Source organism: Nonomuraea sp. 3-1Str, assembly GCF_031570565.1.
GTDB lineage: Bacteria > Actinomycetota > Actinomycetes > Streptosporangiales > Streptosporangiaceae > Nonomuraea.
In genome coordinates this window covers 23,208-35,400 of the sequence record NZ_JALHBK010000009.1, presented here as the reverse complement: position 1 = coordinate 35,400, position 12,193 = coordinate 23,208, and the positions used below count along the sequence as shown (strand labels likewise).

At 73.2% G+C, this 12,193-nt stretch carries 12 protein-coding genes; 10 read left to right on the top strand and 2 right to left on the bottom strand.

Annotation, left to right across the window (positions count from 1 at the left end; all coding sequences use genetic code 11):
- The first annotated feature begins 19 nt into the window (after nucleotides 1-19).
- From MTP10_RS16470 to MTP10_RS16445, 6 genes are all read left to right on the top strand, one after another.
- Nucleotides 20-886: a helix-turn-helix domain-containing protein gene (locus MTP10_RS16470; RefSeq protein WP_310710272.1), complete on the top strand. Its 867-nt coding sequence runs from the start codon at nucleotides 20-22 to the stop codon at nucleotides 884-886.
- Entirely contained in the window at nucleotides 883-3,405 is a 2,523-nt protein-coding gene (locus MTP10_RS16465) for a PEP/pyruvate-binding domain-containing protein (protein WP_310710270.1), read from the top strand. The genes MTP10_RS16470 and MTP10_RS16465 overlap by 4 nt, the downstream gene beginning before the upstream one ends.
- 78 nt (nucleotides 3,406-3,483) lie before the next feature.
- Entirely contained in the window at nucleotides 3,484-4,371 is an 888-nt protein-coding gene (locus tag MTP10_RS16460; protein ID WP_310710268.1) for an N-acetylmuramoyl-L-alanine amidase, read from the top strand.
- A 215-nt stretch (nucleotides 4,372-4,586) separates the two neighbouring features.
- Complete coding sequence (locus tag MTP10_RS16455) at nucleotides 4,587-4,793, top strand: cold-shock protein (protein ID WP_310710267.1); 207 nt, start codon at nucleotides 4,587-4,589, stop codon at nucleotides 4,791-4,793.
- 331 nt (nucleotides 4,794-5,124) lie between these two features.
- Nucleotides 5,125-6,552, top strand: a complete 1,428-nt coding sequence (locus MTP10_RS16450; protein WP_310710265.1) for a DEAD/DEAH box helicase — start codon at nucleotides 5,125-5,127, stop codon at nucleotides 6,550-6,552.
- A gap of 57 nt (nucleotides 6,553-6,609) precedes the next feature.
- On the top strand, nucleotides 6,610-7,080 hold the full coding sequence (locus MTP10_RS16445) for a PPOX class F420-dependent oxidoreductase (RefSeq protein ID WP_310710264.1): 471 nt from the start codon (nucleotides 6,610-6,612) through the stop codon (nucleotides 7,078-7,080).
- A gap of 86 nt (nucleotides 7,081-7,166) precedes the next feature.
- Here the strand turns inward: MTP10_RS16445 and kstD are convergent, their stop codons facing one another.
- The gene (gene kstD / locus MTP10_RS16440) at nucleotides 7,167-8,957 is read right to left on the bottom strand and encodes a 3-oxosteroid 1-dehydrogenase (RefSeq protein ID WP_310710262.1); all 1,791 of its coding nucleotides are present in this window, start codon (nucleotides 8,955-8,957) and stop codon (nucleotides 7,167-7,169) included.
- A gap of 261 nt (nucleotides 8,958-9,218) precedes the next feature.
- On the opposite strand from kstD, the gene MTP10_RS16435 reads away from it, so the two are divergent.
- Entirely contained in the window at nucleotides 9,219-9,848 is a 630-nt protein-coding gene (locus tag MTP10_RS16435) for a nucleoside monophosphate kinase (RefSeq protein WP_310710260.1), read from the top strand.
- A 58-nt stretch (nucleotides 9,849-9,906) separates the two neighbouring features.
- Here the strand turns inward: MTP10_RS16435 and MTP10_RS16430 are convergent, their stop codons facing one another.
- Entirely contained in the window at nucleotides 9,907-10,173 is a 267-nt protein-coding gene (locus tag MTP10_RS16430) for a DUF1876 domain-containing protein (protein ID WP_310710259.1), read from the bottom strand.
- Between the two features lie 247 nt (nucleotides 10,174-10,420).
- Between MTP10_RS16430 and MTP10_RS16425 the strand changes: the two genes are divergently transcribed.
- The 3 genes from MTP10_RS16425 to MTP10_RS16415 all read left to right on the top strand — a co-directional run bounded on the left by MTP10_RS16425 (nucleotide 10,421) and on the right by MTP10_RS16415 (nucleotide 12,119).
- Nucleotides 10,421-11,263, top strand: coding sequence for a universal stress protein (locus MTP10_RS16425; RefSeq protein WP_310710257.1), 843 nt, complete (start codon nucleotides 10,421-10,423; stop codon nucleotides 11,261-11,263).
- 110 nt (nucleotides 11,264-11,373) lie between these two features.
- A complete protein-coding gene (locus MTP10_RS16420; protein WP_310710254.1) occupies nucleotides 11,374-11,613 on the top strand; it encodes a hypothetical protein in 240 nt (79 codons plus the stop codon).
- A gap of 2 nt (nucleotides 11,614-11,615) precedes the next feature.
- Entirely contained in the window at nucleotides 11,616-12,119 is a 504-nt protein-coding gene (locus MTP10_RS16415) for a Clp protease N-terminal domain-containing protein (RefSeq protein ID WP_310710252.1), read from the top strand.
- Nucleotides 12,120-12,193 lie beyond the last annotated feature (74 nt).

Below are 12,193 nucleotides of genomic sequence, written 5' to 3'. Positions count from 1 at the left end.
GAAACTGAGGTGAGGCGAGATGGCCAGGACGGGAAGGCCGCCACAGGACCCGGCGAGCCGGTTGGAGCGGGCGCACCGGATTCTCGACGCCGCCGCTGAGCTGGTCCTGCGGTGGGGCTACGACAAGACGACGATCGACGACGTGGCCCGGCACGCGGGTGTCGCCAAGGGCACGATCTACCTGCACTGGAAGACCCGCGAGGCGCTCTTCTCCGCGTTGCTGCGCAGGGACCGCGTCGCCATGCTGGAGGAGGTGACCGCCGCCGCGCCCGCGACGCTGCGCGGGCTGCTGCGCGAGATCGCCGCCGGCCTGCTGCGCCGGCCGCTGATGACGGCGTTGCTGACGCACGACTCCGAGGTGCTCGGCAAGCTCGTCCGGCAGAAGCGGCTCGGCGCGGTGGACGGGGTGGGCGCGTCCGGGACCGGCGGTGGCGCGGGCCGGGTGATGCTGGGGCAGATGGCCGCGTTCGAGGACTATCTGGCGGTGCTCGACCGGCACGGCGCCCTGCGGCCCGGGCGCACGCCGCAGGAGCAGGTCGCCGTGCTGAGCGCCGTCCTCCACGGGTTCCTCCTGACGCGGGACATGCTGCCGCCGGAGTCCGCGCCCGCGGGCGAGCGGCTCCCGGACCTGATCGCGGAGACGGTGGACCTGGCCCTGGGCTCCGGGATGCCGCAGGGGGAGGAGGGGGCGCGCGCCATCCGGCAGGCCACCCTCCGCTACCTCGGCAGCATGCGCGAGATCGCGCTGAGCAAGCTGGCGGCGTCCCTGGGCGTCGCCGCCGAAGCCCTGACGGCTCCGGCGGGAGCCACGGGAGCTCATGCGGGAGTCACGGCGGGAGCCACGGGAGCGGACGCTCTGGTGGGCGGAGAGGAGACCCGGGCATGAAGCTCGTGCTGCCGTTCGACGACGAGGGCGCCGACCTGGAGACCGTGGGCGGCAAGGGCGCCTCCCTGGCCCGGCTGAGCCGCGCGGGGCTGCCCGTGCCCGGCGGGTTCCACATCACCACGGCGGCCTACCGGGAGTTCACGGCCGGGTTCCGCGACCTGATCGCCGAGGCCGCCGCCCGGCACGACGCCGCCCGCATCGCCGAGCTGTTCGCCGGGCGGGAGCTGCCGGCCGGCCTGGCCGCGGAGATCCGTGCCGCCTACGACGCGCTGGGCACGGACTCCTCCGGGACAGGCGCGCGGGGCGGCGGGAAGGTCGTCGCCGTGCGGTCGTCCGCCACCGCCGAGGATCTGCCGGACATGTCGTTCGCCGGCCAGCAGGACACCTACCTCGGCGTCGAGCGCGACGGGCTGCTGGACGCGGTCAGGCGCTGCTGGGCCTCGCTGTGGAACGAGCGGGCCATCGCCTACCGGGAGCACAACGGCGTGCCGCACGACGACGTGGCGCTGGCCGTGGTCGTGCAGGAGCTGGTCGACGCCGACGCGGCGGGCGTCATGTTCACCGCCGACCCTGTCACCGGGGCCCGGGGCACGACCGTCGTCAACGCCTCCTGGGGGCTCGGCGAGGCCGTCGTGGGCGGCCAGGTCACCCCGGACACGATCGCGGTGTCGGACGGCGCCGTGACCGGGACCCGGATCGGGGACAAGGCCGTGATGACCGTGCGCGCCCCCGGCGGCACCCGGGAGGAGCCCGTCCCGGCCGAGCTGCGCCGCCGTCCGGTGCTGGACGACGGGCAGGCCGTACGGCTGGCGGAGCTGGGCGCCCGCATCCAGGACCTGTACGGCACGCCGATGGACGTGGAGTGGGCCCGCAGCGGCGGGGCGTTCCTCATCCTCCAGGCGCGCCCCGTCACCGGCCTCGCCCCCGAGGTCGAGGAGTGGAACGACAGCCTCAAGGCCGACCACCTGTGGACCGCCGGCAACCTCGGCGAGGCCATCCCCGACGTGATGACGCCCGCCACCTGGTCGTTCGTGCGCCTGTTCATCCACGAGGCGATGCACGCCTCGACGCTGCCCGGCTTCGACCTGGTCGGCAACATCGGCGGCCGCTTCTACATGAATCTCAGCGTGACCTTCTCCATCGCCCGCGCCCTCGGCATGCAGGGCCGGCTCGGCGCCGTCGAGCAGGTCTTCGGCAAGCTGCCGCCCGGCCTCGACGTGCCGCTGCTGACGGCCTCGCGCTGGGAGATCGTCAAGGGCACGTTGCCCATGGCGCTGACCCTGCGCCGCCGCGTGCGCGAGAACCTCAAGGGCATGCGCCCGTTCCTCGCCACCTCCCAGCGGCGCTGCGAGGAGCTGCGCGCCCGGATCGCCGCCACCGCGACCGGCCCCGGGCTGGCCGCGCTCTGGGACGACGAGATCGGGCCGCACCTCGTCACCGCCTGCCGCATGCTGGAGGCGGCCGGCCGCCAGGGCGGGGCCACACTCGTCTGGACCCGCGACCGGCTGCGCAAGCTGGTCGGCGAGGCCGACGCCGACGCCCTGCTGACCGGCGCGGGCGCCGACGGCGAGCTGGCCAGCCTCGGCCCCGTGACCGGCCTGGCCCGGCTCGCCGCCGGCGAGATCGACCGCGACACCTACGCCCGGACGTACGGGCATCGCGGGCCGCACGAGTTCGAGGTGTCGATGCCGCGGCCCGGCGAGGACCCGGCCTGGATCGACACGGCGCTCGCCGGTCTGCGCGACGTCACCGCCGGCACGGAGGCGCTGCTGGAGCGCCAGCGGGAGGCCCGCGACGCCGCCTGGGAGCGCTTCGCCCGCCGCTACCCGCGCCGGGTGGCGGGCATGCGGAAGCGGGTACGCCGCTGGAACGCGGTGGTGCGCGACCGCGAGGCCACCCGCTCCGAGGTCGTGCGGGCGTTCTGGGTGCTGCGCGCGTTCGTGGTGCGCGCCGGCGAGCTGACCGGGCGCGGCGACGACCTGTTCTTCCTCTACCTGGAGGAGATCCTGGCCGTGCTGCGCGGCTCGGACGCGCCGCTCGCCCGTGTCCCGGTACGGCGGGCGACCTACGAGCGGTACGCCGCGCTGCCGCCGTACCCGGCGCTGATCGTCGGCCGGTTCGACCCGGTGCGCTGGGCGGCGGACCCGGACCGGCGAGCCGACCTCTACGACGCGCGTGGCCCGGCCGCACCCGCCGGCGACACCGTGACCGGCTTCCCGGGCGCGCCGGGCGTGGTGGAGGGCGTGGTGCGGGTGCTGTCCGGCCCCGAGGAGGGCGAGCGGCTCCAGCGGGGGGAGATCCTCGTGACGACGCTGACGAACGTGGGGTGGACGCCCATGTTCCCGCGCGCGGCGGCCGTCGTGACCGACATGGGGGCGCCGCTGTCGCACGCCTCGATCGTGGCCAGGGAGCTGGGCATCCCGGCCGTGGTGGGCACCGGCAACGCCACCATGAGGCTGCGCGACGGCGACCGCGTCCGGGTGGACGGGGAGCGGGGCACGGTCGAATTGCTGCCGTGAGCGGGCGCGACGGGGATCTTCCGAATCCGGGGGGAAACCAGACCGGCGCGGGCGGCCCCGGCCGGTACGGTACGAGGCATGCGCGCCGTCGGCAAGGCACCGGCGATCGCCGCCGCGCTGCTCGCACTGGCCACGGCGTGCGGCGGCGGCGCCGTCCCGCCCGTCCGCGAGGCCACCAGGGCCACCACTGGCACCACAGGCACCACCGCCCCCACGCCCCCGGTCGGCCCGTCCTCGTCACCGCTCCCTTCGCGGACCGGCACGTCCGGCGCCTCCGCCCAGGCGCAGGGCGGGCGGAGCGGCAAGCCGCTGGCCGGGAAGGTCGTCGTGATCGACCCCGGCCACAACGGCGGCAACGCCGCGCATCCCACCCAGATCAACCGGCAGGTCGACGTCATCACCGGGCGCAAGCCGTGCAACACCACCGGCACCAGCACCGACGCCGGGTACCCCGAGCACGCCTTCACCTGGGACGTGGCCCGCAGGCTCCGCCCGCTGCTCCAGGCCGAGGGCGCCACGGTCGTGCTCACCCGGCCGGACGACAGGGGCGTCGGCCCGTGCGTCACCCGGCGGGCCGTCATAGGCAACGAGGCCCGGGCCGACGCCGTCCTGTCCATCCACGGCGACGGGGCGGCGCCGTCCGGCCACGGCTTCCACGTGATCCTGCCCGGCCTGGTCGCCGGCCACAACGACGCCGTGATCCGGCCGTCGCGGCGCCTGGGGCTCGACGTCCGCGACGACTTCCACCGCGGCACCGGCCTGCCGTTCGCCACGTACACCGCCAGGAACGGCTTGTCGGTCCGCACCGACCTCGGCGGCCTCAACCTGTCGACCAGGCCCGCCGTGTTCATCGAGTGCGGCAACATGCGCAACCGCGGCGACGCCGCCAAGATGTCGGCCCCGGCCTTCCGGCAGCGCATGGCCACCGCCCTCGCCGCCGGCATCACGCGTTATCTCCACGGATGACGGACGCGTCCCGGGGCGTGCACAGCACGGCCGGCTGTGTGCTAGGTTAGATCCAGTTGCAGTTGTGGTACCCATAAGAACTTGTGTGCACCTGACGGTATGTAACCTCAGGTGCATTTTTGTTTTCCGGTCTTCTCCGGGTGTGGTCCTATCGCGGCGACGCGGAATCCGCGCGATGCGGGTTTCGGCTTTGCACCTATCAAGAGGAGATCAACATGGCTAACGGAACCGTGAAGTGGTTCAACTCCGAAAAGGGCTTCGGCTTCATCGAGCAGGACGGCGGCGGCGCTGACGTCTTCGCCCACTACTCCAACATCGTCTCCCAGGGCGGCTACCGCGAGTTGCACGAGGGCCAGAAGGTGGCCTTCGACGTCACGCAGGGCCAGAAGGGCCCGCAGGCGGAGAACATCGTTCCCGCCTGACACTGAGGCACCACGCAGCTGGGGCCCGCGCCGTAGGGTGTGGGCCCCAGCTCGTTGCTCTTGTGGTACCCGATGCGTCGTGACGGCCTCATGGACCGCACACCGGATGGACCACTGATGGCTCCGGGCCGGGCACAAGCCCGCTCCAGCCCCTTTTGACCGGCATCTCAGCCGCCGTTCTTGTCGGCGAATGCCGACCGTTTCGACGTCCGGGTCCAGGCTGTTCTCCGCCGGCTCGGCTCGTCTTTTCTTCGGCTCGTGCTCGCCATTCTCTGTGCCGCTCGTCGCGCTGGGAATCACTTGACACGTGCCGTATCGAGGAAGGTTCTGCATGAACCATGCAACTCGCACGCACGACAGTTACTCCCCCTCCCGCACGGGCGGCTCTGCCAACCGGCGCGGCCGATTCGGCTCGTCGGCTTCGGGCCGTTCAGGCGCCTCCGGCCGTTCCGGTGGTTACGGGCGGCGTCCCGCCGCGCTGAAGGGGGAATTCGCGCTGCCGGTCACCGTCACCCCGGCCCTGCCCGCAGCCGCGACATTCGCTGAACTGAACATGCCGTCCGCGCTGATGAAGACGCTCACCGGCCTGGGCATGAACGAGCCGTTCCCGATCCAGGCGGCCACGTTGCCGAACTCCCTGGCCGGCCGGGATGTCCTGGGGCGGGGGCGCACCGGGTCGGGCAAGACACTCGCCTTCGGCCTGGCCCTGCTCGTCCGCACCGCCGGACAGCGTGCCCAGTCGCGGCAGCCGCTGGCCATGATCCTCGTTCCCACGCGGGAGCTGGCCCAGCAGGTCACCGACGCGCTCACCCCGTACGCCCGGTCACTGAACCTGCGGCTGGCCACCGTCGTCGGCGGCATGTCGATCGGCCGGCAGGCCAGTGCGCTGCGCAGCGGCGCCGAGGTCGTCGTCGCGACGCCGGGACGGCTCAGGGATCTCATCGAGCGCGGCGACTGCCGCCTGGACCAGGTCGGCATCACCGTGCTGGACGAGGCCGACCAGATGGCCGACATGGGCTTCATGCCGCAGATCACCCACCTGCTCGACCAGGTGCGCCCAGGTGGCCAGCGGATGCTGTTCTCCGCCACTCTGGACCGCAACGTCGACCTGCTGGTCCGCCGCTACCTGAGCGACCCGGTGGTCCATTCGGTCGACCCCTCGGCGGGCGCGGTCACCACGATGGAGCACCACGTCCTGCACATCCAGGGCGCCGACAAGCATGCCACCACTGTGGAGATCGCTGCGCGCGACGGCAGGGTGATCATGTTCCTGGACACCAAGCACGCCGTGGATCGGCTCACCGACAGCCTGCTGAGCAGCGGCGTACGCGCCGCCGCGCTGCACGGGGGCAAGTCCCAGCCCCAGCGCACCCGCACCCTCGAGCAGTTCAAGACCGGCCACGTCACGGTGCTGGTGGCGACCAACGTCGCGGCCCGCGGCATCCACGTCGACAACCTCGACCTCGTCGTCAACGTCGACCCGCCGAGCGACCACAAGGACTACCTGCACCGCGGCGGCCGCACCGCCCGCGCGGGCGAGTCCGGCAGCGTCGTCACCCTCGTCCTGCCCAACCAGCGCCGTGACATGACCCGCCTGATGGCCGACGCCGGTATCGTCCCGCAGACCAGCCAGGTCCATTCGGGCGAGGCCGAACTGAGGCGTATCACGGGCGCCCAGACCCCCTCGGGGATCCCTGTGACCATCGCCGCACCGGTCGCCAATCGCCGGCCGGGACGGAACACCCGACGGTTCAGGTAAGGGTCGCGCCGATAGCCTGGGCCTCGCCCCGGACACGTGACTAGGGAGAGGCACCGGATGGCTCCGAACATCGCGACCGCGCGCCGCGTCGACCTGCCCGAACTGCTGGAGTTCCTGCGCCCCAGGCACCACGGGCTGCTGGCGACCACCCGCGCCGACGGGCGGCCCCAGCTCTCGCCGGTGACGTGCGGCGTGGACGGCGAGGGCAGGATCGTCGTCTCGACCTACCCCGACCGGGCCAAGGCCCGCAACGCCCGCCGCGACGAGCGGACGTCGATCTGCGTGCTGTCCGACGACTGGAACGGCCCGTACGTCCAGGTGGACGGGCGGGCCGAGGTGCTCGACCTGCCGGAGTCCCTGGAGGCGCTGGTCGAGTACTACCGGTGCATCGCGGGCGAGCACCCCGACTGGGACGAGTACCGGACGGCGATGGAGCGGCAGGGCAAGTCGCTCATCCGGCTGCACATCGACCGCTGGGGGCCCATCGCCACGGGCGGGTTCCCGGCGCGCCTGGCCGCCGGCGACTGACCAGCCCCGGAGCCGGCCGCCACCCGCTGGAGGGGGCGGGCGGCGGCCGGGGCTTTGCGGGGATGCGCCCGGGGGAGGCGGCTCGCTCAGGCGGAGGCGATGTCGTTCGCCGCCACGTAGCCGAAGGTCATGGCCGGGCCCAGCGTCGAGCCGGCCCCGGCGTAGCTGTGACCCATGACGGCGCCGCTGGCGTTGCCCGCCGCGTACAGGCCGGCGATGACGGACCCGTCGGCCCGCAGCACGCGCGCCCGCGCGTCCGTGCGCATGCCGCCCTTGGTGCCCAGGTCGCCAGGGACGATCTTGAACGCGTAGAACGGCGGCAGCCACAGCGCCGCGAGGCAGGGGTTCGGCTTGACGTACGGGTCGGCGTAGTAGCGGTCGTAGACGCTGTCGCCGCGGTGGAAGTCGGTGTCCTTGCCCGTGGCCGCGAACCCGTTGAACCGGGTGACGGTCGCGCGCAGCGCCGCCTGCGGGACGCCGATCTTCTGGGCGAGCTGCTCGACCGTCGCCGCCCTGAACACGGCCCCGCTGTCGTACCAGGAGTCGGGGAACGGCAGTAGCGGCGCGATGTCCTTGAACAGGTACTTGTTGCGGTAGTTCTGGTCCACGATCAGCCAGGCCGGGATGTGCGGCGCCGACGGGGTGTCGCGGTCGTACATGATGTGCACGACGTCGCTGTACGGCGCTCCCTCGTTGACGAAGCGCTCGCCCTTGCCGTTGACCAGGATGCAGCCGGGCAGGGTCCGCTCGGCCAGGCAGAAGTACGGCTCGCCGGGCAGCGGGATGGCCGGGCCCCACCAGGCGTCCTCCATGAGGTCCAGGGCGGCGCCGGCACGCTCGCCGGCCTCGATGCCGTCGCCGGTGTTCTCCCGGGCGCCGACCGTCCAGGAGGTGCCGATGGGCTGCCGCTGGTACTCCGCGCGCATGGCGGCGCTGTGCTCGAACCCGCCGGAGCCGACGATCACGCCGCGGCGCGCCTTGACCAGCGTCTGGGTGCCCTCGCGGTCGACGAGCACGCCGGTGGCGCGGCCGTTCTCGATGCGCAGGTCCGTGAGCGGGGTGTTGAGCCAGACCGGAACGCCGGCCGCGAGCAGACCGGCGCGCAGCCCGCCGGCCAGGGCCTGGCCCATGGTGAGGGGCTTCTCGCCGCGCAGCGCGGCCGCGGTGCCGCGGGCCAGGCAGGCGGCGCTGACCTCCAGGCCCTTGGGGTTGACGGCGGCCAGCGTCAGCCACTTGTAGTCGGCGCTGAAGACGACCAGGCCGGCCGGGGTCGGGATGTAGGAGGGGTTGAGGCGGGCCAGCTCGGCGCCGAGGATGCGGCCGTCGAGCTGGTCGGGCTCGATGGATCGGCCGTTCGGCATGCCGCCGGGGTACTCGGGATAGTAGTCGGAGTAGCCCTCCATGAAGCGGAAACGCAGCGGGCTGTTGCGCATGACGAACGAGATCATGGCCGGGCCGTTGGCGAGATACGCCTGCTGCCGGGCCGCGGGCACCGTGTCGCCCACGACGCGGGCGAGGTAGGCGGCGGCCTTGGCCGGGGTGTCGGGCACGCCGGCGGCCAGGATCACCTCGTTGTTGGGGATCCAGATGCCGGCGCCGGAGCGGGCGGCGGATCCGCCGAAGGTCGGCGCCTTCTCCACGACGACCACGCTCAGGCCGCGCTTGGCGGCGGTCAGCGCGGCGGTCATGCCGGACGCGCCGGATCCCACGACCACGACGTCGTACTCCGCCTGCGCGTAGGCGGGGGAGGGGCGGCCGAGGGTGGCGCCGGCGACGAGGGCGCCGCCGGTCAGGGCGGCGCCACGCAGCAGGGCGCGCCGGGTGGGCCCGGAGGGCGGGGCCGTGGGGACAGTCTCGGACGTGCTGAGCTCAGGCATGCAGGATCCGATCCCTTCGACGTGCGTGCGCCGCGACGGCCGAGCTCGCCGGCGGCGGCCGGAGGAACAACCGCGATGGCACCTCGCGCCGGTGCGAACGCGACGAACGGGCTGGGGATGTGGCCCCCGTCACAGCATGAAGCATGCGCTTGGTTGGTTCGCCTGTCAACGTTCCTCTGTCCACACGACGCGCCGTCCGCCCCCTGCGACCCGCCCGTGGCCCGCGGCGACCGACAATGGGACATGCGCAAATATGTGATCATGGGCGTTCAGGGGAGTGGCAAGGGCACCCAGAGCAAGCTCCTCGCGGACGACCTCGACCTCACCCATATCAACGTCGGCGAGATCTTCCGGTGGCACGTCAAGCAGCACACCAAGATCGGCGCCCAGGTCCGCCGTATCGTCGCCGCGGGCGAGCTGGTCGGCGACGACCTGGTCGAGGACGTCGTCCGCGAACGCCTTCAGCAGCACGACTGGAACTACGGGTTCGTCGTGGACGGTTTCCCGCGCAACCGGCGGCAGGCCGAGTTCTTCCTGGAGAGCTACGACATCGACGGCGTGATCCACCTCGACCTGCCCGACGAGGAGGTGCGGCGGCGCGTGCTGGCCCGGCGCCTCTGCTCACGCTGCGGCATGGACTACAACCTCATCGCCCACCGCCCCGAGACCGAGGACCGGTGCGACGTGTGCGGCGGCGAGCTGGTCGCCCGCGAGGACGACACGCCGGAGGCACTGGCCCGGCGGCTGCGCGACTACCACGACAAGACGGACCCGGTGCTGGAGCTGTTCCGCGGCAAGGAGTACGTCACGAGCGTGGACGCCCGCAGCGACAAGGCCACCATCCAGCGCACCATCCGCGAGCGCCTCGGCCTGCCGTCCTACCAGCCGTGACGGGCCGGTCATGGCGGGCCGGTCATGATGGGCAGGCCGTGACGGGACGGGCCGGTGCTCACCGGACCTGGGCCGGGCCTCCCAGGTCGGCGACGTCCCGGGCGGCGTCTCCCAGGAGCTTGTCGGCCAGGTCCATCAGGGCGCGGCCGGCGGCCAGCTCGTCGCCGATCTCCGGGACCGGACGGTCGGCCGGGTTGCGCCGGGCGACGCCCACGCTCTCGTGCCACCTCGTGCCGCGCGCCGACAGGACGGCCCGCGCGAGCGTCTGCTCGTCGCCCTCGTCCTCGCTGATGTAGATCTGCACGGTCCACTGCTTGGCGTTCATCGCCGTCTCCTCGCCTCGCCTCGCGCTCCGTGCCCGTCACGTCGCGCTCTCGTCGCGCCGGGCACCCCTCCCTGGGAGGCGTGCCCCGCGCGACGCCGCCGAATCGCCCCAGCTCGACGGGGCGCCCCCGGTGGGGCGAGCTCGGCGGGGCGGCCTCCGGCTGCCGTTCGGCCTCACCGGTCGGGACCAACGGCCCTGCCGTCCGGCGGCCCATTCGGGTGCGATGGAAGTGGACAGGGAGGCAACCATGATCATCGTAGGTGTCGACGGCTCGCCGCACGCGCGCGCGGCCGTCGAGTGGGCGGTGGACGACGCCCTGCGCATGCACCAGCCGCTGCGCGTCGTGCACGCCGTGGACCGCTCGCCGTACCAGATCGCGAAGTTCCCCGCCGCCCAGTGGCCCGACGCGCTCGTCCGGGGCGGGGAGCAGGCGCTGGCCGAGGCGCTCGCGGTGGCGCGCGAGCGCCAGCCGTCCGTCGAGACGAGCACGCGGCTCATCGAAGGGCCGCCCGCGATCGTGCTGCGCGACGAGGCGGCCGACGCCGCCGAGGTCGTCGTCGGCAACAGGGGGCTCGGCGGGTTCGCGGGCGCGCTGCTGGGATCGGTCAGCGTCCACGTCGCCGGCCAGGTCCGCTGCCCCGTCGTCGTCGTACGCGGCGAGACCGACCGGCGGCACGACCGGATCGCGGTCGGCGTGGACGACTCGCCCGAGTGCGAGCCCGCCCTGGCGTACGCGTTCGAGCAGGCCAGGCTGCGCGGCTGCGCCATCCGCGCCGTCTACGCCTGGTACATGCCCGTCTACGCGTTCGCGCCGTGCCCGAACGACATGGACGCGATCCGCGAGGCCGCGAACCAGATCATCACCGACCGTCTCGAACGGTTCAAGAAGGAGTACCCGCAGGTCACGGTCGAGGAGGACGTCCAGGCGGCGCACCCGGTGGACGCGCTGCGCCAGGCGTCGACCGAGAGCGACCTGCTTGTGGTCGGCTCGCACGGGCACGGCGCGCTGGCCTCCACGCTCGTCGGCTCTGTCAGCCGCGGCGTCCTGCACCACGCGGACTGCCCCGTGGCTGTCGTGCGCGCCCGCTGAGGGGCCGTGGCAGTCGGCGGCGTCAGCCACGGCCGGGCCCGTCTCCTTGTGGACATCCTCTTAGCAACCGCAGTTGACTAATTCGGATCTAGTCAACTACGGTTGCTTGCATGGCCGCACCCGAGCTCCCCGACATCTCCGCCCCGCAGGATCCCGCCGACGCGCTGGCGGCCGTGGCCGCGTTGCGGCGGCTGGCCGACCAGATCGAGGACGCCGCCGTCGAGCAGGCCATGCGGGCGGGCTGGGGCTGGCCGCGGGTCGCCGAAGCCCTCGGCGTGACGCGGCAGGCGGTCCACAAGAAGCACGCCAAGCGGCTCATCGCCGCGGGCGTCCGGCTGAGGAGACGCTGACGATGGCCCCCATCGACCACTACATCAACACGATCATCGAGCGCGGAGCCGACGAGGCCCGCGAGGACGGATCGGCGGTTATCGAGGCCCGGCACCTGCTGCTGGGCATGGCGACCTTGCGCGACGCCGACACCCGCGACGCCGTCGTGCACGAGGCGCTGGCCTCCGCGGGGCTCGACCACCGGGCGATCCGGGAGGCGCTGGACAAGGAGTACGAGCACAGCCTGGGCGCGGCCGGCGTGTCACCGGCCACCTTCGGCCACCTGCCCGAGCCCTCCCGCTCTCCCGAGCGCCCGTCGCAGCTCGGGGCGTCGGCGAAGCTGGCGCTGGAGCGCGGTTTCTCGTGCGTCGCACGCAAGAAGGACCTGCGCCCCGGGCACCTGCTGCTGGGCGTCCTGCGGGCCGAGGCCGGCACGGTTCCACGGGCCCTGACCCTGGCGGGCATCGACCGCGAGGGCCTGATGGAGCGCCTTCAGCGGGCGCTCGCCCAGGAGACGCCCGCGTGAGCCCCGTCCCCGGCGCGGGCCCCGTCCCCGGCGCGGGCCCCGTCCCCGGCGCGGGCCCCGTTCCCGATGTGGGC